Source organism: Paenibacillus doosanensis (genome assembly GCF_025060755.1).
Taxonomy (GTDB): domain Bacteria; phylum Bacillota; class Bacilli; order Paenibacillales; family NBRC-103111; genus Paenibacillus_S; species Paenibacillus_S doosanensis.
This window is the reverse complement of the sequence record NZ_JANYUY010000012.1, coordinates 80,086-101,811: the sequence shown is the minus strand read 5'-3', so window position 1 is coordinate 101,811 and position 21,726 is coordinate 80,086. Positions and strand designations below refer to the sequence as shown.

18 protein-coding genes are annotated in these 21,726 nt (G+C 56.7%); 9 read left to right on the top strand and 9 right to left on the bottom strand.

All coding sequences use genetic code 11. The features are described 5' to 3' along the window. Positions 1-113: 113 nt before the first annotated feature. Positions 114-509 carry a cupredoxin domain-containing protein gene (locus N0M98_RS11540; RefSeq protein ID WP_249861551.1) on the top strand — a complete coding sequence of 132 codons (396 nt, stop codon included), beginning with the start codon at positions 114-116 and terminating at the stop codon, positions 507-509. A gap of 167 nt (positions 510-676) precedes the next feature. On the opposite strand, the gene N0M98_RS11535 is transcribed toward N0M98_RS11540, so the two are convergent. The 4 genes from N0M98_RS11535 to pheS all read right to left on the bottom strand — a co-directional run bounded on the left by N0M98_RS11535 (position 677) and on the right by pheS (position 9,874). Further along, on the bottom strand, positions 677-1,228 hold the full coding sequence (locus N0M98_RS11535) for a CvpA family protein (RefSeq protein WP_249861550.1): 552 nt from the start codon (positions 1,226-1,228) through the stop codon (positions 677-679). Positions 1,229-1,246: 18 nt separating this feature from the next. Further along, a complete protein-coding gene (locus N0M98_RS11530) occupies positions 1,247-6,079 on the bottom strand; it encodes a hypothetical protein (RefSeq protein ID WP_259617946.1) in 4,833 nt (1,610 codons plus the stop codon). 295 nt (positions 6,080-6,374) lie between these two features. Beyond that, positions 6,375-8,816 carry a phenylalanine--tRNA ligase subunit beta gene (gene pheT / locus N0M98_RS11525; protein ID WP_249861547.1) on the bottom strand — a complete coding sequence of 814 codons (2,442 nt, stop codon included), beginning with the start codon at positions 8,814-8,816 and terminating at the stop codon, positions 6,375-6,377. A gap of 23 nt (positions 8,817-8,839) precedes the next feature. Next, on the bottom strand, positions 8,840-9,874 hold the full coding sequence (gene pheS / locus N0M98_RS11520; protein ID WP_249861546.1) for a phenylalanine--tRNA ligase subunit alpha: 1,035 nt from the start codon (positions 9,872-9,874) through the stop codon (positions 8,840-8,842). A 534-nt stretch (positions 9,875-10,408) separates the two neighbouring features. Between pheS and N0M98_RS11515 the strand changes: the two genes are divergently transcribed. From N0M98_RS11515 to N0M98_RS11505, 3 genes are all read left to right on the top strand, one after another. Next, positions 10,409-10,954 carry an MCP four helix bundle domain-containing protein gene (locus N0M98_RS11515; protein ID WP_249861545.1) on the top strand — a complete coding sequence of 182 codons (546 nt, stop codon included), beginning with the start codon at positions 10,409-10,411 and terminating at the stop codon, positions 10,952-10,954. Beyond that, complete coding sequence (locus tag N0M98_RS11510) at positions 10,908-12,110, top strand: methyl-accepting chemotaxis protein (protein ID WP_249861544.1); 1,203 nt, start codon at positions 10,908-10,910, stop codon at positions 12,108-12,110. Before N0M98_RS11515 ends, N0M98_RS11510 begins: the two co-directional genes overlap by 47 nt. A 231-nt stretch (positions 12,111-12,341) precedes the next feature. Continuing rightward, positions 12,342-13,028: a helix-turn-helix domain-containing protein gene (locus tag N0M98_RS11505; RefSeq protein ID WP_249861543.1), complete on the top strand. Its 687-nt coding sequence runs from the start codon at positions 12,342-12,344 to the stop codon at positions 13,026-13,028. 28 nt (positions 13,029-13,056) lie between these two features. Here the strand turns inward: N0M98_RS11505 and N0M98_RS11500 are convergent, their stop codons facing one another. The 4 genes from N0M98_RS11500 to N0M98_RS11485 form a co-directional block, all read right to left on the bottom strand. Next, positions 13,057-13,566: a hypothetical protein gene (locus tag N0M98_RS11500; protein WP_249861542.1), complete on the bottom strand. Its 510-nt coding sequence runs from the start codon at positions 13,564-13,566 to the stop codon at positions 13,057-13,059. 33 nt (positions 13,567-13,599) lie between these two features. Further along, on the bottom strand, positions 13,600-14,055 hold the full coding sequence (gene lspA / locus N0M98_RS11495; RefSeq protein ID WP_249861541.1) for a signal peptidase II: 456 nt from the start codon (positions 14,053-14,055) through the stop codon (positions 13,600-13,602). Positions 14,056-14,071: 16 nt separating this feature from the next. Continuing rightward, positions 14,072-14,239, bottom strand: coding sequence for a hypothetical protein (locus N0M98_RS11490; protein WP_249861540.1), 168 nt, complete (start codon positions 14,237-14,239; stop codon positions 14,072-14,074). 640 nt (positions 14,240-14,879) lie between these two features. Beyond that, on the bottom strand, positions 14,880-15,326 hold the full coding sequence (locus N0M98_RS11485) for a hypothetical protein (protein WP_249861538.1): 447 nt from the start codon (positions 15,324-15,326) through the stop codon (positions 14,880-14,882). A gap of 217 nt (positions 15,327-15,543) precedes the next feature. On the opposite strand from N0M98_RS11485, the gene N0M98_RS11480 reads away from it, so the two are divergent. After that, complete coding sequence (locus N0M98_RS11480) at positions 15,544-15,645, top strand: YjcZ family sporulation protein (RefSeq protein ID WP_249861537.1); 102 nt, start codon at positions 15,544-15,546, stop codon at positions 15,643-15,645. 101 nt (positions 15,646-15,746) lie between these two features. Here the strand turns inward: N0M98_RS11480 and N0M98_RS11475 are convergent, their stop codons facing one another. Continuing rightward, positions 15,747-16,133 carry an SET domain-containing protein gene (locus N0M98_RS11475; protein WP_249861536.1) on the bottom strand — a complete coding sequence of 129 codons (387 nt, stop codon included), beginning with the start codon at positions 16,131-16,133 and terminating at the stop codon, positions 15,747-15,749. A 153-nt stretch (positions 16,134-16,286) separates the two neighbouring features. Between N0M98_RS11475 and N0M98_RS11470 the strand changes: the two genes are divergently transcribed. From N0M98_RS11470 to N0M98_RS11455, 4 genes are all read left to right on the top strand, one after another. Beyond that, positions 16,287-16,409 (top strand): hypothetical protein, encoded by a 123-nt coding sequence (locus tag N0M98_RS11470; protein ID WP_259617945.1) that lies wholly within the window; start codon positions 16,287-16,289, stop codon positions 16,407-16,409. 17 nt (positions 16,410-16,426) lie between these two features. Next, positions 16,427-19,696, top strand: coding sequence for a glycosyl hydrolase (locus N0M98_RS11465; RefSeq protein WP_259617944.1), 3,270 nt, complete (start codon positions 16,427-16,429; stop codon positions 19,694-19,696). 160 nt (positions 19,697-19,856) lie between these two features. Further along, the gene (locus tag N0M98_RS11460; protein ID WP_249861534.1) at positions 19,857-20,828 is read left to right on the top strand and encodes an ABC transporter permease; all 972 of its coding nucleotides are present in this window, start codon (positions 19,857-19,859) and stop codon (positions 20,826-20,828) included. A 12-nt stretch (positions 20,829-20,840) separates the two neighbouring features. Further along, entirely contained in the window at positions 20,841-21,707 is an 867-nt protein-coding gene (locus N0M98_RS11455; protein WP_249861533.1) for a carbohydrate ABC transporter permease, read from the top strand. Positions 21,708-21,726: the final 19 nt, after the last annotated feature.

Here is a 21,726-nt window from a genome sequence, read left to right as displayed (position 1 = left end):
ATATGTTACAAATTCGCCTTCCATTATTCACCGGTTTGTCACTGCATTCGCTGCGGCGATCGTGTAATATGGTCTGTGTAAAGACCATAACGGTTTAACGGAGGGGTATCACTATGAAAAGAATGATCGCACTCGCCCTGGCGGCTTGCCTTGTATTCGCTCTATCCGCTTGCGGCGCGAAGAAAGAAGAAGCGCAGGCTCCTGCGTCGAACGGGGCATCCCAGGCGACTTCCGCGGCGGCAGGCCAAGAAGTAAAAATTGTCGCAAGCAACTATCAGTTCGACCAAGCGGAATATAAAGTGAAAAAAGGCGAGAATATCACCGTAACGCTGGAAAATAAACAAGGCATGCACGGCGTGCAGATCAAAGAGTTCAACGTTTCGCTGGATGGAAGCAAAAAATCGGCGACCTTCAAAGCGGATAAAGAAGGCACTTACGATATTGTATGCTCCGTACCGTGCGGGTCCGGTCATATGAGCATGAAATCCAAGCTGATCGTCGAATCGTAAAAAGAAAATCTTCATCCCGTATATACCGTATGAACAAATCCCCCAAAAGTGACTTTCGGGGGAGCCCCCGGATATCCACAGGAAATTGCCGCGCATCATTTCCTAAACAAAAATAAAACGACCGGATTCCCTGCTGTTTCAAGGGAACCGGTCGTTTCGCTTTGGCTTCAAACCGACTTCGTTTGCTGCTGCCATAATTCATGAAGCTTATCCGATACGGCAGGCAGTGCATTCAATATATAAGGGGCCGATTGCGAGCCCTTCAATAAATCTTGCACCGTATCGTTAGGGATGACCGTCATCACTTGGACGGCGATGACCAGCAGCACGGAAGCTTCGGCCATACCGAGCAAAGCCCCGCTCCATTGGTTCATCGACTTCAGCCCCGGCGTCAGAGCGATCCAATTGAGCACCCTGCCCACGATACCGAGCGCAAATTTGACTCCAAAAAGCAGCAAAGCAAATGCAATCGCGTTGTACATGTAGGTGTCCAGATGCATTCCTTTAATCAGAAACTCAAAATTCCGGTACGATTCGTATGCGGGCAAAGAAAGCGCCCCGGCGATCCAGGGCGACACTTCCTTATAAAAAGCAAACGCCACTACATACGCAATGATCAAGCCCGCGACCGACACAACTTGACTGACCAGTCCCCGATAATATCCGAGCACGATGCCCGCCGCGATCACGACGACGGCAGTCCAGTCCAGCCCATTCATGGTTCCGTCCGCTTGCAGTTATTCATTTTCGACTACCAGCTCGATCCATTCGTTGTACTCGATTTGCAGCTTTTCGTATTCGGACTTCAGTTCCTGAAGCTCCGTATATATCCGCTGCGCTTTCTCGCGATGCTCGCCGTATTCCTCTTGAAGCGCTTTGTGCTGCTCGGAATGCTCTTTGAACTGCTCCTGCAGCTCGTTATACAGCTCGACCTGCAGCTGCAATTCTTCCTGCTGGGCTGCGAACTGCAGGCGAATTTGCTCCAGTTGACCCGACAATTGTCCGGCAAGCTGCTGTCCGTCTTGCTTCTCGCGTTCCAGCTGCTCCAGAAGCCGCGCCCGCTCGGCTTGCTCGGCGATTAGATTGTGGTTGCGCCCCAACTGCTCCTCATACCGCCGCTCCAGCTCCGCCAGCTTAGAGGCTTCGCCAAGAAGCTGCGCCTCCAAAGCGGATGCCGCCTCGGCTTGTCCCTGAAGCTGCTCCTGCATAGCGTGAGCGCGCTCCTCCAGCCTTCTCATTTCCTCCAGGCTGTCGCTCTCCTGCTGCTTTAGCTTGGCCTGCAGTTCGGCATACTGCCCTTCCAGCTCGCTGTACAGCTCTTCCTGCAGCTGGATCTCCTCGAGCTGCTGCGCGCTTTGCTTGCGCAGCTCGTCCCCCAGCGTGGCCAGCTCGTCGCAGCGGCGCTGCCATTGGCTCGCCGTCTCCTGCAGCTGCAGCTGGTAAGCCTGCTGCTCGCGGAACTGCGCCAGCAGCGCGCGCTGCTCCTCTTGCAGCTGCGAAAGCTGCTGCTGCCGCTCCGCGAGCTGCGCTTCGCGCTGACCGAGCTGCTCGCGCAGCGCGGCGCTCTGCTCCTCTTGGCGGAGCAGCGCCTCCCGGCTGCGCGCTTCCTGCTCCTGCAGCTGCCGTTCCAGCTCGCTCTGCCGCGCTTGCAGCTCGTCGTACAGCTCCTGCTGCAGCGCAGCCTCCTCAAGCCGTTCGCTCAGCTTGCTCTGCAGATCGGCGCCGAGCGCTCGCGCGGCATCCAGCTCCGCCGTTAAGGCGCCGCTCTGCTCATGCTGGCGGGCGATTCGCTCTTCCAGCTCGCGGCTGGCCTCGACTTGAAGCCCGAGCTCGGCTTCGAGCTGAAGCTTCTGCTCCAACTGCTCCTGCAGCAGCTGCTTCAATTGCTCCTCCAGCGCCTCCGCTTCGCGCTGTGCGGCGCGATGCTGTCTGGTCAGCTCCTGCTTATGCTCCAGCTGCAGTTCGTATTCTTTTTGCTGCAGCCGGATTTGCTCATTCAATTGCTCTGTCAGGACGCTAAGCTCCTCATAGCGCTGCTGCTGCCGGGCCGCGTCGCCTTGCTGCGTTTCAAGCTGCGACCGCAGCGCCTGCAGCTCGTCCTGGCTCTGCGCGAGCTCCTGCTCCAGTCCGCGGATACGCTCGCCTTCGCTGCTGATTCGCAGCTCCAGCTGTGCGGCCTGTTCCCTCAGCTCGGCCGCATGCGCCTGTACTAGCCCGGCCTCGAGCTCCAGCCGTTCGCGTTCCTGCTTCTCGCGCTCAAGCTCGGCCCGCAGCTCCGCTTCGCCCGCCGCGTATTGCTCCAGCTTCTCCGTCAGCTCAGCCTCCTGCATACGGCTCAGCTCCTCGAACTCCGCCGCCGATTCGCGCTGAGCTGCAAGCTCCCGCTCCAGTGCCGCGATACGTTCCGCTGCTCCGCTCACGCGTGCCTCCAGCTGCGTGATCCGCTCGCGCTGCTCGGCCCCTTCCGTCCGCGCCTGCTCCGCTTCCGCTTCCAGCCGGGCGCGTTCTGCTTGCTCGCGCTCCAGCTCTGCCCGCAGCTCTGCTTCGCGCGATTCGGCCTGCGCCGCCTGCTCCTGCAGCCGTTCCAGCTGTTCCCTCTGGCGATCCGTCTCTTGCCGCTGACGGTCCGTCTCTTGCTTCCGGCGCTCCAGCTCGGCTTGCAACTCCGCTTCGCCCGCCGCATAGCGCTCCAGCTTCTCGGTCAGCTCGGCCTCTTGCATACGGCTAAGCTCCTCGAACTCCGCTGCCGACTCGCGCTGCGACGCAAGCTCTTGCGTAAGCTGAGCGATCCGCTCGGCCGCTTCGCTTACACGGGCCTCCAGCTGCGCGATTTGCTCCTGTCGCTCGGCATCTCGCGTCCGCGCCTGCTCCGCTTCCGCTTCCAGCCCGGAACGCTCCGCACGCTCGCGTTCCAGCGCCGATTGCAGCTCCGCTCCGCGCGATTCGGCCTGCGCCGTCTGCTCCTGCAGCCGCTCCAACTGTTCCTGCTGTCGATCCGCCTCTTGCCGCTGACGATCCAGCTCCGCCTGCAGCTCCGCTCCGCGCGATTCGGCCTGCGCCGTCTGCTCCTGCAGCCGCTCCAACTGTTCCTGCTGTCGATCCGCCTCTTGCCGCTGACGATCCAGCTCCGCCTGCAGCTCGGCTCCGCGCGCTTCGGCCTGTGCCGCCTGCTCCTGCAGCCGTTCCAACTGTTCCTGCTGTCGATCCGCCTCTTGCCGCTGACGATCCAGTTCTTGCTTCCGGCGCTCCAGCTCGGCTTGCAGCTCCGCTTCGCCCGCCGCGTATTGCTCCAGCTTCTCGGTCAGCTCAGCCTCTTGCATACGGCTCAGTTCTTCAAACTCCGCTGCCGACTCGCGCTGCGACGTAAGCTCTTGCGTGAGCTGAGCGATCCGCTCGGCCGCTTCGCTCACACGGGCCTCCAGCTGCGCGATTTGCTCCTGCCGCTCGGCATCTCGCGTCCGAGCCTGCTCCGCTTCCGCCTCCAGCCCGGAACGCTTCGCTTGCTCGCGTTCCAGCTCCGATTGCAGCTCGGCTCCGCGCGCTTCAGCCTGCGCCGCCTGCTCTTGCAGCCGTTCCTGCTGACGATCAGCCTCTTGCCGCTGACGCTCCAGCTCGGCTTGCAGCTCCGCTTCGCCCGCCGCGTACCGCTCCAGCTTCTCCGTCAGCTCGGCTTCCTGCATACGGCTCAGCTCCTCGAACTCCGCCGCCGATTCACGCTGCGACGCAAGCTCTTGCGTGAGCTGAGCGATCCGCTCGGCCGCTTCGCTTACGCGGGCCTCCAGCTGCGCGATCCGCTCCTGCCGCTCGGCATCTTGCGTCCGTACCTGCTCCGCTTCCGCCTCTAACCCGGAACGCTTCGCTTGCTCGCGTTCCAGCTCCGATTGCAGCTCGGCTCCGCGCGATTCGGCCTGCGCCGCCTGCTCTTGCAGCCGTTCCAACCGTTCCTGCTGACGATCAGCCTCTTGCTTCCGGCGCTCCAGCTCGGCCTGCAGTTCCGCTTCGCCCGCTGCATACCGCTCCAGCTTCTCCGTCAGCTCGGCTTCCTGCATACGGCTCAGCTCCTCGAACTCCGCCGCCGATTCACGCTGCGACGCAAGCTCTTGCATAAGCTGAGCGATCCGCTCAGCCGCTTCGCTTACGCGGACTTCCAACTGCGCGATCTGCTCCTGCTGTTCGCTCCTTTGCGTCCGCGCCTGTTCCGCCTCCGCTTCCAGCCGGACGCGCTCGGATTGCATCCGCTCCAGCTCCGCCTGCAATCCGGCTCCCAACGTCTCGGCCTGTGCCGCCTGCTCCTGCAGCCGTTCCAATTCTTGGTGCTGACGATCCGCCTCTTGCTTCCGAAGCTCCAGCCCCGCGCGAAGCTCCGCCGCCTCATTCTGCGCTTGCTCCGCTTTGGCCGCAAATTCCTCCTCCTGCAAGCGGATCAATTCCTCCGCTTCGGCTGTCGCGTTGCGCTGCGCAACCAGCTCTTGCTCCAGATCGAAGCTGCGCTCCTGCTCGCTGCTCAGCTCCGTCTGCAGCCGCTCCCGTTCCTGCTTCGATTGTTCCAATTCCGTCTGAAGCCGGGCCGCTTCCTTGCGTGCCTGCTCCGCCTGCGCCGCAAATTGTTCCTCTTGCAGCCGCTGCAGCTCTTCAAGCTCGGACGCCGCCGCACGCTGCTCTTCAAGCTGCTGTTCCAGGCCGCTTGCACGTTCCTGCTCGCCCTTGATTTGCTCGCCAAGCCGGTCGCGCTCTTCATTCAGCTTATCAAGAGCCGACTTCAATGCAGACGCTTCCTTCTCCGCCTGCTCCGCTCTCGCCGTCAGCTCCATCTCCTGCATCCGGCTCAGCTCTTCAAACTCGGCTGCGGCTTCGCGCCGCTCCCCGAGCTCGCGCTCCAGATTTCCGGATCGCTCCTGTTCCTGCTTCATCCGCTCTTCGAGCTGCGCATGCTCCTGCTTCAGCCTCTCGGCCTCTTCTTGCAGCCGCTCGGCTTCGGCTTCCGCCTGCTGCGCTTTCTCCGTCAGCTCGGTCTCTTGCATCCGGCTCAGCTCCTCAAGCTCCGCCACGGTAAGGCGCTGGGCCGCCAGCTCCTGCTCCAGCTCGGAACGGCGCTCTCGCTCGCTGCGAATCAAGCCTTCCAATTCGCTCCGCTTCAGCTCCGACTGCTCCGCTTCCGTCTGCAGCTCGGCGATCCGGGCCTGCGCCTGATTCCGTTCCTCCTCGGCTCTTTGGCTGCTCGCCTCCAGTTCCTTCAGCATCTCCCTCTCGACTTCAAGCTCCTGCAGCAGCACCGCATGGCGTTCTTTCAGCTGGGAGAACTCTTCCTTCGTCTTGTCGAGCTGTTTCTGCTTCTCGCGCAGCGCCTCCATGTCGTCTTGAATCTTGAAATAGTCATCTGCGATATGTACAGCCGCCAATACGGCAATTTTCGGTGTATCCAAACGCGGGGAGCCCGCAGCGATTTTATGCATCTGTTCGTTGACTTGCGCGATTACTCGTTTCATATTCGTGGCGCTGGTTTTGGCCACCAGCTTGTACTGGTTGCCGAATATGTCCACCGTCATCCGGATTTTATCTTCTTGGGTCACAAGCAAGCTCTCCTTTCGAACCTTATCAGAAGCGGTTTTCATGTTCCGATTCGAGATACGATGTGTCGCAACGAGTGAAACTTGGACAGAATCCGGAACCTCGCCGGCAGCTTCCGATACGGCGCTTCTCGGCTTGAAATTGCGCTCGCGAAACGTACCGCAGGAAACTGCCGCGCATCATTTCCTGGAAGTAAAAAAGACTTCCCCGTATCTCCATAAACAGTTCGATACGAGGAAGCCTTTTTCCTGCTGTAGCAGGCGACTTTATGACAATTTCCGAGTTTCCCCCGAAAATCTATTTTCTCAGTTCGGCTCCGAACGATTGTTCGAGCGCCGAGACGACCTTGGCGTGCAATTCGCTTACTTCTTCGTCCGTCAGCGTCCGCTGCGCAGTGCGGTATACGAGCGCCAGCGCAACGCTCTTCTTATCCGCTCCGAGACGCTCTCCCGTATAGATGTCGAACACTTGAATCGACTCAAGCAGAGCTCCGGCCACTTCTCGCACTTGCGCGATCAGATCGCCGACAGGCACCTCCCGGCCCACTACAACGGCGATATCGCGCCCGATGGCAGGGTAACGCGGCAGCAGCTTATGGGTGATCGACTCGTCGGCTTGAGACGTCAGCGCTTCGAAATCCACTTCCAACACATACGTGTCGGCCAAATCCTTCTGCTGCTGAAGCGCCGGATGCAGTTGTCCCAGGTAACCGATAATGGAAGTTCCTTCCGCCGTTTGCAGCGTAATGCTCGCCGTACGCCCCGGATGGAAGCCTTCCGGCTGCGCCGATTGATAGCCGATGCCATCGATGCCCAGATAGGCGACAAGGCTTTCGAACACGCCCTTCAGATCATAAAAGTCGACGTCTCCGGATTTGCCCGACCAATGCGTTTCATGGCGTTTGCCGGTCATCAGGGCGGACAGCAGCAGCTTCTCTTCCGGCAGCTTGGTCAGCGTCGCTTCGTCTGTAACGAACGCTTTGCCGATCTCGAAGATCGCCACATCGTCCGTATTGCGGTTGCGGTTATACACCGCCACGTCCAGCAAATGCGGCAGGAGGCTCGTGCGCAGCGTGCTGCGCTCTTCGCTCATCGGCATCGACAGCGCGATCGGCTTGGCTTCCGTATAAGAGCCGGGCAGCTGGCCGATTTGATCGGGATGAGTGAACGTGTAGGTGATCGTTTCGTGAAGTCCTTTGCCCGACAGCACATTGCGGGCGATGCGGCGAATCGCCTGTTCCCGGGTCAGCGATCCCGGCGTCGTTACGCCGCTCATCAGCGTCGTCGGAATGTTGTCGTAGCCGTACAGTCTGGCGACTTCCTCGATCAGATCGACCGTGCGCGTAATATCTCCGCGGCGGCTCGGCACATGGACGGTCAGGACGTCTCCCTGCACATCGGCGGAGAAGTGCAGCCGGTCAAAAATCGCCTGCACCTCTTCCAGCGACAGCGCCGTGCCCAAATACTGATTGATCCGGCCGACGCTCAGATCGATCTGCACCGGAGCGTGACGCTCCGTCACCGCCTCCACGATGCCTGACGCCACCTGACCTCCGGCGTACTGCGCCATCAGCGAAGCGGCGCGGTTCAGAGCGGGAATGACCGCCTCGGGATTGACTTCCTTCTCGAAGCGAAGCGAAGCTTCCGAGCGCAACCCGAGCTGGCGGGATGTTTTCCTTACGGTACCGCCGTCGAACTTGGCCGATTCGAGCAAAATCCGCACGGTGCCGTCCGTCACTTCGGAGTTTTCTCCGCCCATCACGCCTGCCAGTCCGACCGGCTTCACGCCGTCGGTAATCAGCAACATATGCGGTTCGAGCGCGCGCTCGGCGCCGTCCAGCGTAACGAGCTTCTCGCCCTGCTTCGCCATCCGCACCTCGATATGGCCACCTTCCAGCTTGTCGGCGTCGAAGGCATGCAGCGGCTGGCCGTATTCCAGCATAACGAAATTGGTGATGTCGACGATATTGTTGATCGGCCGAACGCCTGCCGCCATCAGCCGGTTCTGCATCCAGAGCGGAGACGGCCCGATCTTCACATTCTCGATATAGCGCGCTGCATAATGCGAGCATTGTTCCTTTGCGGCAATCTCTACGGAGATGTGGTCCGCGGCCTGCGTCCCCGAACCGTCCAGCCCCTGCTCCGCATCCGGCAGCCGCACCGGACGCCCGAGAATGGCGGCGATCTCATAGGCGGCGCCGAGCATGCTCAAGCAGTCGGAACGGTTAGGCGTCAGATCGAAATCGAGCACCTCGTCGTTAATGGCGAGCACATCCAGAATGCTTTCTCCGACGGGCGTTTCCTCCGGAAGCACCAGAATGCCTTCCTGAATTTCCTTCGGCAGCAGCTTGTCGTTAAGACCGAGCTCCTTCGCCGAGCAGATCATCCCTTGCGACTCTACGCCGCGCAGCTTCGCCCGCTTGATGACCAAGCCGTCCGGCAGCTTCGCGCCGACGACCGCTACGGGCACCTTTTGCCCTGCGGCTACGTTTTTGGCCCCGCATACGATTTGCAGGTCTTCCCCTTGGCCGACATCCACCGTGCAAACGCTCAATTTATCCGCATCGGGATGCTTCTCGCGGGATTTGACGAAGCCGACGAATACTTTCTCGACCCCTTTATTGCGCTTCTCCACAATGTCCACTTCAATGCCGCTTCGCGTCAGCTTCTCCGCCAGCTCGTCGGCCGTATATCCGTTCACGTCCACATATTGGGACAGCCATTGATATGATACTTTCATGTCGTTCTGATCGCTCCTCTCGATTACAAATGGGCGAACTGCTTCAAGAAACGAAGGTCGTTCGTATAAAAATGGCGAATATCTTCAATATCGTACTTCAGCATCGCTACGCGCTCCACGCCCATACCGAAAGCGAAGCCGCTGTATTCCTCGGGATCGTAGCCGCCTTTTTCCAGCACGTTCGGATGAACCATGCCCGCGCCGAGAATTTCCAGCCAGCCGGATTGCTTGCATACGCGGCAGCCCGAACCCTTGCACATGGCGCAAGTCACGTCGACCTCGACGCTCGGCTCCGTGAACGGGAAGAAGCTGGGACGCAGACGAATTTGCGTATGATGCCCGAACAGCTCGCGCACAAATTGCAGCAGCGTCCCTTTCAGATCGCTCATCCGAATATTGCGGTCGATCACCAAGCCTTCGATTTGCGTAAACATATGGGAGTGGGTCGCATCGTCGTCGTCGCGGCGGTATACTTTGCCCGGACAGATGATTTTGACCGGCACCTCGCCTTTCATCTTCTCCATCGTGCGCACCTGCACCGGAGAAGTTTGCGTCCGCATCAAAATTTCTTCGGTAATGTAGAAGGAATCCTGCATATCCCGCGCCGGGTGGTTTTTCGGCAAATTGAGCGCTTCGAAATTATAATAATCCTGCTCGACCTCCGGCCCTTCCGCGACGGTGTAACCCATGCCGATGAAAATATCCTCGATCTGCTGAATGACCTTATTGATCGGATGCGTCGCACCGATTGGGGACGGTCTGCCCGGCAGCGTAACGTCGATCGTCTCCGCGCGCAGACGCGCCTCCGTCTCGGCCTTCTGGTACTCCTCCTGCTTGCTTTCGATCACCGCTTCGATCGCGCCGCGCACCTCGTTGGCCACTTGGCCGATGATCGGGCGCTCCTCCGCGCTAAGCGAGCCCATACCGCGCAAAATTTCGGTCAACGGCCCCTTTTTGCCCAAATATTTGATTCTCATTTCAGCCAGCTGCTGTTGGCTCGTAACTTGCGCCAGCTCCTGCAGCGCTTCGGCCTTCAAAGCTTCCAACCGCTCTTTCATCGTTCATCCTCCTTATGAAATGTGCTGAATCGTCCTTTTGCTGCCGCGTTTTCCCCGAGCCGAAACCATGCTCCGGACAACAAAAAAAGGCTTTTTCTCCCGTATAAGGGACGAAAAAGCCGTGGTACCACCCTTGTTAGAAGAGCGCTTGCCTCGCAGCTTCCGGCGCAAATGCCGGATAAACCGAGAACAAAGCGTTCCTTCTCACTCATTGAATGTAACGGTTCCGAACATAGACGTTCTCGCCGGTTTCTTCCTACTTGCTCGCAGCCGGCATGGGCCGCAGTTTCAGAAGACTGCTCAGGAGCGAACTTCGACAGCCTGTTTCTGTAGAACCGCTCTCAATCTCCGGCGGCTCCTCCCTGTATAGAAGTACTGCGTACTTTTCTCCGTCAACGCATTTAAACAATATGCAACTTTACACTGTATTATATGAAAATTAAGAGAGCGATGCAAGCAGGATGTTATAAACATTTGCCGGAGATTTGTCGAAGATATACATAGTACCTACTTACTATATTATGAGGTGACGTCATGCGGTTTACTGTAGGCAAAAAATTGCTGCTGGGATTCGGTATTGTATTGTTATTATTGTTTGCGTTAGGTTATTTGTCCGTCAAGACGATGGACTATATGAAAGGCCGAGTCGACAGCATCACCGCCGTTTGGGTGCCTGGCGTCGAATCGATCAACGAATTGAATTTTGAAGCGGAACATGTACTCAATTTGACCTACAGGCATAAGGACGAAACTGATGCGTCTACTATGGACGTACTCAGCAATAGCATCGCCCAGCTGTACGACAAGTTTGACACAAACCTCGCCGTTTATGAAACGACGCTGCACTCGGATGGCGAAAAGGTCCAGTTCGAGCAGTTAAAAGCTTCTTGGAAACAATTCAAGGATAACAATAAGCTGGCGCTTGAAGCGAGCCGCAGCAACAACCGGGACAAAGCTATGGAGCTGCTTAACGACGGGCAGAAGCTGTTCGACGATATGCAGACGAGCTTCAACGATCTGAAGAAGCTGAATCATGACGGCGCCATTGCGGCTGGAGACGATGGTCGCCAGTTCCTATAAAGGCGGCAGAGTGTTCATCTATGCGCTTATGGCGGTCAGCGTGCTGGCCACTGTCTTCGTGCTCTGGATCATGCACGTGCGCGTCGTCGTCGTATTGCGCAAAGTGACTGCTCAGATTATGCAAGTAGCGGAGGGGAATCTGTCCGTTCAGCCGGCCAAGGTGCGCAGCAAGGACGAGCTGGGCGATTTGGCGGGAGCCGCCGCTGCGATGGTCGTCAATCTGCGGCTGACCGTCGAGCAAACGCGCGACGCATCGTCCCAGGTCGCCGCCTTGTCGGAAGAGCTTGCGGCCGGAGCCGATCAGGCCGCGAACGCGTCGAGGCAAGTCGCCGCCGCGATCCAGGAAGTATCCGGCGGCTCGAACGAGCAGCTCGCCAGCACGGAGGAAACGGCCAATGCGATGGAGGAGATGGCTGCGGGGATCGGGCGGATTGCCGAAACATCCTCCGCCGTATCGGAACGGACGGTAGAAACGTCGCATCATGCGGAGAACGGCAGCGACGCGATCGAACGGGTCGTCCGCCAGATGGGCTCGATTCAAACGTCGGCCGGACAGACCGCGGATTTTATCCAGCGGCTTGGCGAACGGTCGGAGGAGATCGGCAACATTTTGACGATGATCGCCGGCATCGCAAATCAGACGAATCTTCTTGCGCTTAACGCTTCCATCGAAGCGGCCCGAGCGGGCGAGGAAGGCAAAGGCTTTGCCGTCGTCGCTGCGGAAGTGAAGAAGCTGGCGGCCCAATCGAGCGCATCCGCGGAGCAAATATCCGGATTGATCGACGAAATCCGCTCCGAGACGAGACTCGCCGTAGAGGCGGTGAATACCGTAACGCATGAAGTGAGCGAGGGCATAGCGGTCGCCGAAACGACGCAATCGATGTTCGGCCGCATTCTCCAGGACATTCAACGGATCAACCATGAGATTCAGGAAGTATCGGCTACTTCGGAGCAGATGGCCGCCGCTACGGAGCAAATCACCGCTTCTATCGCCTCGACGGCGATGATCGCTCGCAGCGCGAGCGAGAACACCCGAAGCGTCGCCCAGGCTTCCGGAGATCAGCTTGCCTCAATGGAGGAAATCTCCGGTTCGGCCGCGCATCTCTCGAAGCTGGCGGACGACCTTCAGAATACGATCCGCACCTTTAAGCTGTAACGGCTTATGCCGCTGCAGGCGCGGCAGCATCCGGAACTCCTTTTACATGAAGGCTTTGAGCAAAGCGGCGCAGGCTTGGCCGTCTTCGCTTAAAGCCTATTTTTCATCAAAAAATTTTATATTTCTATGTTTTTCGTGCAAAATTACGTTTATAATGGTACTTATAGTCCGAGGCTTCCGCATGCTGCCGTTTTCGCATTTTTGAGGCCCGATCCGGAGGGAGGTTCGAGAGTGAGTATTTTATCCAACTTTGGCCAAAGGGTGAGAGAGCTTCGGCTTAAATCCGGCATGTCGCAGGAGGCATTGGCCGCCCGGGCCGGTTTGGATCGTTCGTACATAGGAGGCGTGGAGCGGGGAGAGAGGAACGTTTCCTTGGAGAACATCGCGAAGCTGACGGAAGCGCTTGATGTCGACATGAGCTATTTTTTCGACAATGAACGGTTCGAGCTGCACTCCGCTTATATGAAAAGCGAATTTCGCAAAGCGTTAAGCGAGCGTTTCGTGTACAACATCGATTTTGAAGAAGAGGTCATCTCCTGGCAGGTCAAGGGCGTGCTGAGCGCCGAGGACATTGTCAAAACTTCGTTTGACTTGAAAATCGCCTGCACGTATTTGTCCAAAGGGAGAATCAAGCTGCTGATCGATAACCGGGGCATGATGGCGGATGGCCATCCGTTCGTGTTCACGCCGGAAGCCAATGAGAAAATCGAGGAGCTGCAGAAATGGATGCTGCCCCACTGCCAGAAGGTGGCGGTGCTTTGCAACTCCAAGCTGATGAAAAATCAATTGGACCGGCTCAGCCAGCGTACGGGAATGAACGGCATCTCCCGACATTTCTATGAGGAAAACGAGGCGGAGCTGTTGGCTCAAGCCTACAGTTTTCTCGAAATCCCTCACAACCGGCTGATTTCCGGATAACTCGTCGGGGGTGCAGAACCCCTTTCTTCTATTTTACATACGTATGCATGTTTTTAATATATTCGTGCACAAGCTGCCGGATCGACTCCAGCTTCTCCTCCGGCTTCCCTTGGTTCTCAAGCGCTTGAAGCACGAGCTGAACGTACTGCCGCCCCTGCTTCTTCGCTACCGCGTTCATCTCGCTGTAATCTTGGAGATAGGCGGGAATAAAATAACATTCCAGCATATCCATCGAGAACGCGTAATCCCCCGCTTCCCGTTCCGACCATACCTTAAGCTTGTCGTAAAGCCCGCTCAATGTAATAAGACCGAGACGGTAAGTTCTTCGGGAAAATTCGTATTCCTCTTCAGAGATAGCCCCCTGCTCCCGCTGCTTTGTATTTTTTTCGTCTAGGAAATATAACGCCCCTCCCCATTCGGAGGTAAACTTCAGCCAAAATGCCAAATCGCCGCGTTCAATCGTAATTCGAACCACCTCATTGAAAACCATGTCCGGATTTTCTGCAAGTACGAGCCGTGCTTGTATTTGTTTATCCATCGTTTGCGCTCCTTTTTTTGTTTACATTTGTTTTTAGGATGAGCCTGTTTTTTTGACAATGCCGATCACCGCACTGACGATGACGAGCAGCACTCCGATGTTAATGGCCACATCCGCCAAATTGAGAATGCCGTGACCCGATGTGAATTCCAGGAAATCCGTCACTTTTCCGAACAAAATCCGGTCAATTGCGTTGCCTGCCGCGCCTCCGACCAGAAACCCCATGCTAAGATCCATCCATCTGCCCTTGATCTCGCCCTTGGCCCGGTAATAGAGCACTCCTGCAATAAACAGTACGGCAAACAAAGCGAACAATCGGCCGTATCCCGGAAACAGACTGTGCGCCATGCCGCTGTTCTCATAATAGGTAAAATGCAGGACGGGGTCCCAGAACGGGACGGATTGCCCGACCTCCATGGAATTGCGTATCCATATTTTGGCCCATTGATCAATGGCCGTTACGATAGCCGCCGTAATATAAAACAGCATGAAGAACCCTCTTTCGTCATGATGGAGCCAGCTTCTCCAGCTCTTCAATCCCCGATTCGTCGGTGTAATAATTGCCGTCCAGCTTAACGCATGCCAGCCGCTCGCGGGCGAAATGCTCCAGCACCCGCTCCAGCTGCAGCCCTAGCAGGAGACAAGCGGAATCGATCTCGAATTTATGCTTCATCTCAAATTCCCATCCTATTCGCGAGAATGACGGAGGCCGGCTTTTTATCGCTGCCGCCTTATTTATTTAACCATCTTGCCGGCGCAAAGTCCATGTCATTGCTTTAATACGGGCAGTGAAAAGCGCGGCTTACGCAAAACTTGCGTTATCCTCCTAAATAATGTAACTTATACAAAGTGCATAATCGCACAAATAGTAGATAAATAGATTTATAGATTAAATTGGGGAGTTGAGTTGAAATTATCGTTAAAATTTTCAAAAATGTGTCTCTCGTCGTGCTCAGTTTCATTATTAGTTATTTTCTCATTGGGGGCGCCGTACTGGACCTGCTGTTCCGGATCAAAAGCTTCATACGCCCGACCTGAAGCAGCCTGCATGCCGCCGGCTGAATGTATCGTCCGCATGAATTGATTTAAGTTCTCCTCCTGCTGCGCATTCCTTCCTTGTTTCCGGCATTATTATGCCGTTCCTTGCATCCCCTTTTATTCATCCGTGATCCGCTGCTTTTATGCTTCAACCTTGCCGGCCTTACGGCTGCCGCTTGAGCGTGAGCGATCCCGCCCACGGCACGGGCCGACGCACGCGCGCAGGGGGCGACTTTCCATACGGGAATAAACCCCCCGGCTTCTGCCAGAGGGTTTTACGTGAGCACATAGACGAAGTGCCCGTATACGACCTCCAAATCTTTCACGGAAATGTCCAGCCGGGCAGCCTGCTCCTGGAAGGTCAGTTCCGGGTTTTCCTGCAGAAGCTTCAGCAGCGACTCCGTAATGGCGAGGGGAGAGCTTTCGAAATGCTGCTTCAAAATTTCAAATTCGTTTTGCGCACGGTTGCTCTTGATCAGACCGAAATGCGCCAATTTCCTGATCGTACGCGAGACGTCCTCTGTAGACAGGTCCATAAAATTGCTTAACACCTTAAGCGACAGATGGCACACCCCGTCCTGATTCCGTTTGGACGAAAGCAGCTTCAGCAGGTCTCTGCACTGTACGATTCGATGCAGCGATTCTTGAATCACGTTCGATGTAGCGGCCGGTTGCATACTTATCACCATATTTTCGATAAATTCATCGGCTTGCGCTTTCATTCGCGCCCCCTGTAGCAAGGCGCAGCCGTACAAAAGCGGCCGAATGGCACCCTTCGATCTTACCATATATTTACACGATCAGCCATACGTGGGTTTTCTGATTCCAGTATCCCGCAAGTACATCCGTCCAATCCGTTTGCACCTGAGCGGCATAACTTAACTTGGGGGCTAAAACACCCCTGAATGAAATGCAAGCTAAGCTGAGGAGGAGATTCGAATGGGTGGATTAGGTTGCGGAATTGGCGGAGCTTTCACAAGCACCGGCGTTATTTTGGTTCTGTTCATTCTGCTTGTTATCGTAAGCCGCGCCTGGATCTAATACAGCCGGCAAACAAAGCCCGTCTCTGACTTAAGAGACGGGCTTTTCCTATTCCTTCCTTATGAAGAAACTATGAAGTTTTCGAACAGCCCGCCGCCTCGTTAAGACTCGTCCTTGCGTTCAAACCATAGAGGATCGTCGCAGTCGATATCGCCATTGTAATTAATGAGAATCTCTTCGCCGGCGCGAATATCGGTATAAGCGTAAAAATCGACCGTATGATTGTCAAAATTGAGTTCATAGTCGGCGTTAGGCGTATACGAGTGGTTAAACAGCATGCCGTAGCCGAGCAAAATCGCCGAATGGTTGGCGCCGTATTCAAAGGCGTAATCCGCCAAAATCGTTTTCTCTAAAAACTCGTGCTGCTCATTCGGATAAGGAATGACCGGCGCCTCGTGGATGAGCTCGCCTTTGGCGATGTCTCGCGTAGCGAACACTCCCCGGTTGAACTCTCCGTCGCTTAGCTTGGAAGTTTTGATCTCAATCATCGTTAATCACCTGCGCATTTCTCTTAATTAAAGGAATTAATGATTTATTGTACCGTACTTCAGCCTGTATGGCAAAGTTTCTTCTCCTGCCCGCTTCTCTCTTGAACCGCCGCCGTTGATGCACCGCGTACGGAAGAGGAGGATCGCGCAATAATGTACAAGTCTGCAAAAATGTCGGAAATCCGCTCCACCGGCATGCCGCCCCCCTTACAAAAAAATGCGATTGTTGACCATAAACGCCTCCCTTATAGTGTTGTGAAAACCATTCATTTTTAATTCGGGAGGCTGTGCACATGTTCGATATGCAGCAATTTAAAAATCCTTCGGCTGATTACCGGATTCATCCGTTCTGGTTTTGGAACGGCGATATGGAAGATGACGAAATTCGCCGTCAAATCGACGAGATGGCCGACAAAGGTTTGGGCGGCGCCTTCGTATGCGCGAGACAAGGGCTGAACATCCCTTATTTATCGGACGTCTGGTTCCGGAAAGTCAAGGTTGCAGTGGAGGCGGCCCAAGCGCGAGGACTGTACATTTGGCTGTACGACGAATACCCGTACCCGAGCGGCATCGCCGGCGGCGAGGTAACGCTGGAGCATCCGGAAGCGAAGCACTACACGCTGGCTCATCACGCGCAAAGAGCGGAGGGCGGCGAACGCTTGTCGGTCGAGCTGCCGTGGGCGCGCATCTTGTACGCCAAAGCGATTCCGGTGCTGCCGTCGGGCCGGAAGCTGTGGGACGAAGCCGTCGACATCCGTTCGTCGATCGGTAACTTTCAGACGGAGCCGATATTCCAGAAAGCGGGGCTTACCGCGTACAACCAGAAACGGTTTTTCACTTACCGTACGGTGCAAAAGCTCGAATGGACGGCTCCGGAAGGCCAGTGGGAAGTGCTGATCGTTCAGGAGAAGGAAATCGAGGATTTCAAATATTACGGCACCTTCGTCGACCCGTGCAACCGCGAAGCGATGGCTACCTTCATCCGTCTGACGCATGACCGGTACGCGCAGCATTTGGGCGAATATTTCGGCGGCACGATCAAAGGGATGTTCACCGATGAAATCGGGCTGCTCGGCAGCATTCCGTGGTCTCCGCAGCTGGCCGCATTTTTCAAGCAGCAAAACGGCTACGATCTATGCGACCATCTGCACGCCCTGCTCTATGCGGATGCGGACAACGCGGCGCAAGTCCGTTACGACTACTACCAGTCGGTTCACCTGCTCCTGCTCGGAGCCTATCATAAGCAGGTCCATGATTGGTGCGAGCGTCACGGGCTTGACTACATTACCGAAGTCCCATCCGTAAGGATGACGACGCAGTTGTACAGCCATATTCCGGGAGGCGATTCCGCGCACGAAAAGCTCGGCCGCTCGCTCGACTGGATTTTGGATCAAAACGCGGGCAATTTCCGCAGCGATCCGAAAATGGTCAGCTCCATCGCCCGCCAATTAAACCGGGAGCGCAATCTGATCGAATGCTTTCACAGCGTCGGCTGGTCCATGACCTTGCAGGACGCCAAATGGATGATCGACCGGATGGCGGCGATGGGCACGAACTTATTCAACTTCCATGCCTTCTTCTATACGCTCGACGGGCTTACCAAGCATGACGCGCCGCCGTCCCAGTTTCTGCAAAACCCGTATTGGCGGCATTTCCGGCAGCTCGGCGATTACACCGGCCGGATCAGCTACGTGATGAGCTCGGGTGAAGCCGACATTTCCGTCGCGGTGCTGCAGCCGACCACATCGCTGTGGACGCAGATGGGCAACCCGTTCCACGGCTTCCAGTACGGCGGCAAGAACCCGGAGGAACAGCAAAAGCTCGAAGATTTGAAGCGATGGTGGAGCGGCGTCTGCAGCGAGCTGACGAAAAGCGGCAGAGATTTCGATCATCTCGATCCCGAGCTGCTGGCGGAGGCCGACGCGGCCGGCGGCAAGCTCTCGCTCGGCAAAGCCTCCTATTCGGTGCTGATTATGCCCCCGATGACGAATCTGGAGTCCGCCGCCTGGCGCAAAATCCAGCTGTTCGCCGAGCAAGGCGGTATCGTGATCAGTCTCGGGCAGCTGCCTTATGAGACAATCGAGCCCGGACAGCGGCAGCAGGATTCGGAATCGATCCGGCGGCTGTTCGGTTTGACGGAGCCCGTGCGCGAACAATTCTGGAGCGGCGGCAATACGGAACCCGATTGGGTGAAAGGAGCCGGCAGCGTATACTTCCTGCCTTGCACGGCAGCTTCGGAGACGCAGCAGGCCGTGAAGCGGATGAGCGCCCTGCTCGGCGAGCTGCAGCCGCAAGCCGTGCAGCTTTTGCCCGCATGCGGCGATTGGGGCTTGCTGACGCAAACGCGCAAGCTGTCCGAAGATACGGCGCTGGTGTTCATCAGCAACCAAGAAGGAACGCCGCGAGACATCACGCTGCGGGCGTCCGAGCGGCTTTGGGGCGACGCGCGCCTTGAAGGCTGCGACGCCGAGTTCCAGCTGCTGTCGCTCGACCGGGGCGATGCCGCGCCCGCCCAAGGAACCCGCGACGGCTCGGCCTGGCTGCTGCCGCTGTCGCTGGCTCCGTACGAGTCGAAGCTCGTACAGCTGAAGCGCGGCAAGCCCGCCGCTCTGCCCGCCGCCGCACAGCCTTGGCAGCTGGAAGCGGACGCAGCCGCTCCATGGCGGCTGTCGGCCCTGCAGCCGAACGCGGTGCGCTTCGACACGTTCCGGCTCGCCGTCGGCGATGCCGGCTCGGAAGCGAAGCGCGCTCCGTTGGAAGCTCCGGCCGTTACGGCGAAGACGTTTATCGACCAATGCGCGGATTTGGCGGAAGCAAGCGCTCTGCCGGTACAGATGTCCCAGCTGTTCGGCACGCCGATGAAGATCGCCATGTCCTACCCGCTGCAAGCCGTATACTCGGCCGCGTTTACCGTCGATAAGCTTCCGCAGCGAGCCATGCTCGTCTTGGACAAGGGCGCGCTCAGCGGCAGCGGATATTTTCGGATCAACGGGCACCGGGTCGATACGGACGCGTTCAAGCCGGTATTTTTGTACGATCCCATGAATATCGGTTGCGACATCGCCTCGTATTTATGCGAAGGGGTTAACGAGCTTGAAGCCGCCGTAGAAATTCGCCATGACTGGGACGGTTTGGTCGATGCGGTATACCTGACGGGCGACTTTCTCGTCCGGTTCGACGAAGAGCGCCGCCCCGTTATTGCGGCCCCGGCGGAGCAGCAGCTGCCGCTGACGGCAGGTCCTTACCCCGGATACCCTTATTATGCCGGAACGTTCTCCTTCGAGCGCGAGCTCGTTCTCCCGTCGATCCCGGCCGGAGGTTCGTTCGAGCTCAGCTTGACCCATAGCGACGACGCCTTCCATGACAGCGCGGAAGTACTCGTCAACGGGCAATCGCTCGGGGTGTGCGCCTGGTCGCCTTACCGCTGGCTAGGGGATGCCAAGCTGCTGCAAGAAGGCAGCAACCGAATCGAAATCCGTGTCACCAATACGCTGATCGGTCTGCTGGAGGGCAAATATTTCGACTATGCGCAGCATGAGCTAAAGCCCGTTCCGGCGCGGTAATTGACGCTTTCGTCCGCATAAAAGTCGCAATCGGCAAAATAATCGAAGCCCCGTTTGCCGGTTGCGGCCTCGGCTGCGGCAAAACTGTACGATTGTTTGCAAAGGCAATATCGTTTACGTTGAGATAGAGCTTAGGCTATAAGGAAGGGGAAGAAGATAAATGACCATGTTAAGACAGCAGCAGCAAGCGGCTCCCGCTTCGCCTGCCCGCTCCGGCGAGAGCCGTCTGGGCAGACTTATCAAAGATATGTCCAGGGACAAATATTTATATTTGCTGGCTTTGCCCGGAGTTTTATTTTTTCTTATTTTCAAATACGTGCCGATGTGGGGAGTCGTGATCGCGTTTCAGAACTACTCTCCGTTTGCCGGAATTATACACAGCGACTGGGTCGGATTCGAGCATTTCCAACGATTTTTCTCCAATCCTGAATTTATGCTGCTGTTCCGCAATACGATGGCGATCAATTTGCTCAGCCTGATCTTTTTCTTTCCGCTGCCGATCGTGCTGTCGCTTATGCTCAACGAGCTGCGCAGCGTCTTATATAAACGGGTCGTGCAATCGGTCGTCTATATGCCGCACTTCTTGTCATGGGTTATTATTTCCGGCCTGACGTTCCTGCTGTTCGCCAAAGGGGAAGGCTTGGTCAACAAGATGCTGGAAGCGATCGGGCTCAGCCGCATCGACTTTCTGACCAACTCCAATTTGTTCTGGGGCATGCTGACCATGCAGTCCATCTGGAAAGAATGCGGCTGGGGGACAATTCTGTTTCTTGCGGCCATGGCGGGAATCGATCCTCAGGTGTACGAAGCGGCCAAAATCGACGGCGCGGGACGGATTCGCCAAATGTGGAACATCACCCTCCCGGCGATCCGCAGCGTCATTGTCATTCTGCTTATTTTGCGCCTCGGCCATATGATGGACGTCGGCTTCGAGCAAGTATTTCTCATGTATAACGGCGCCGTCTCGGAAGTGGCCGAAGTGTTCGATACGTACGTCTACCGGGTCGGGATTCAGCAGGCGCAGTTCAGCTACAGCACGGCCGCCGGCTTGTTCAAATCGGTCGTAGGCCTGGCGCTTGTCGTCGTATCCAACTGGATCGCCAAAAAATTGGGCGAAGATGGCGTATATTAAGGAGGAATCGAAGTGAAGCTAGGTATAAGAGACCGTCTATTCGATATAGTCAATATTATTTTGCTCGGCGTGGTCACCGTAGTCACTTTTTTCCCGCTGTATTACGTATTCGTCGTTTCGTTCACGGATGCGACGGAATATTTGAAGAGCAATTTCGTGCTGTTCCCGAAGCAGTGGTCGCTTGATTCTTATAAATTTCTTTTGTCTACCGGAGCTTTTCCCCGCTCTGTCGGCGTCAGCATCTATATTACGCTGGTCGGCACCGCCCTCAGCCTTGTCGTTACCGCTGCGCTCGCTTACGCGCTGTCCAGAAAACGGCTGCGCGGCAGACAGCTGATTTTGCTCGGCATCTTGATTACCGTCCTGTTCAACCCCGGCATGATTCCGAACTACATGCTCGTCCGCGAGATGGGGCTGATCAACAGCTTGTGGTCGCTCATTATCCCGGCGCTGGCGAGCGGGTGGAACGTCATTTTGATGAAAGGCTTCTTCGACAGCATTCCCGCCGAGCTGGAGGAATCCGCTTCGATCGACGGCTGCAACGACCTCAGCATTTGGGTCCGCATTATTTTGCCGTTATCGCTGCCGTCGCTCGCCGCTTTCGGACTTTTCTACGCCGTGGGTTACTGGAATCAGTTCTTCAATGCGTTAATTTACATTAACGACGCCGAGAAATGGCCGCTTCAGGTGATGCTGCAGAACATTTTGCTCAATGCCAATAACTCCGATCTGATGACCGATGCGACCGCCGTCGCCCCGCCGTCCGAAACGCTGAAGATGGCCGCGGTCATTATCGCCACCGTGCCGATTTTGCTCGTCTATCCGTTCTTGCAGAAGCATTTCGCCAAAGGGGCCATGGTCGGCTCCGTCAAAGGATAAGCTTGCCGCCGTCAGGCCA

What these genes read in the sequence shown, in the direction of transcription:
- N0M98_RS11535 (WP_249861550.1), bottom strand. Translation starts at nt 1,228, where the DNA reads ATGAATGGGCTGGACTGGACTGCCGTCGTCGTGATCGCGGCGGGCATC.
- N0M98_RS11470 (WP_259617945.1), top strand. Translation starts at nt 16,287, where the DNA reads ATGTACAAGTCTGCAAAAATGTCGGAAATCCGCTCCACCGGCATGCCG.
- pheT (WP_249861547.1), bottom strand. Translation starts at nt 8,816, where the DNA reads ATGAAAGTATCATATCAATGGCTGTCCCAATATGTGGACGTGAACGGA.
- N0M98_RS11515 (WP_249861545.1), top strand. Translation starts at nt 10,409, where the DNA reads ATGCGGTTTACTGTAGGCAAAAAATTGCTGCTGGGATTCGGTATTGTA.
- pheS (WP_249861546.1), bottom strand. Translation starts at nt 9,874, where the DNA reads ATGAAAGAGCGGTTGGAAGCTTTGAAGGCCGAAGCGCTGCAGGAGCTG.
- N0M98_RS11485 (WP_249861538.1), bottom strand. Translation starts at nt 15,326, where the DNA reads ATGAAAGCGCAAGCCGATGAATTTATCGAAAATATGGTGATAAGTATG.
- N0M98_RS11540 (WP_249861551.1), top strand. Translation starts at nt 114, where the DNA reads ATGAAAAGAATGATCGCACTCGCCCTGGCGGCTTGCCTTGTATTCGCT.
- N0M98_RS11490 (WP_249861540.1), bottom strand. Translation starts at nt 14,239, where the DNA reads ATGAAGCATAAATTCGAGATCGATTCCGCTTGTCTCCTGCTAGGGCTG.
- N0M98_RS11465 (WP_259617944.1), top strand. Translation starts at nt 16,427, where the DNA reads ATGTTCGATATGCAGCAATTTAAAAATCCTTCGGCTGATTACCGGATT.
- N0M98_RS11500 (WP_249861542.1), bottom strand. Translation starts at nt 13,566, where the DNA reads ATGGATAAACAAATACAAGCACGGCTCGTACTTGCAGAAAATCCGGAC.
- N0M98_RS11510 (WP_249861544.1), top strand. Translation starts at nt 10,908, where the DNA reads ATGACGGCGCCATTGCGGCTGGAGACGATGGTCGCCAGTTCCTATAAA.
- lspA (WP_249861541.1), bottom strand. Translation starts at nt 14,055, where the DNA reads ATGCTGTTTTATATTACGGCGGCTATCGTAACGGCCATTGATCAATGG.
- N0M98_RS11460 (WP_249861534.1), top strand. Translation starts at nt 19,857, where the DNA reads ATGACCATGTTAAGACAGCAGCAGCAAGCGGCTCCCGCTTCGCCTGCC.
- N0M98_RS11475 (WP_249861536.1), bottom strand. Translation starts at nt 16,133, where the DNA reads ATGATTGAGATCAAAACTTCCAAGCTAAGCGACGGAGAGTTCAACCGG.
- N0M98_RS11480 (WP_249861537.1), top strand. Translation starts at nt 15,544, where the DNA reads ATGGGTGGATTAGGTTGCGGAATTGGCGGAGCTTTCACAAGCACCGGC.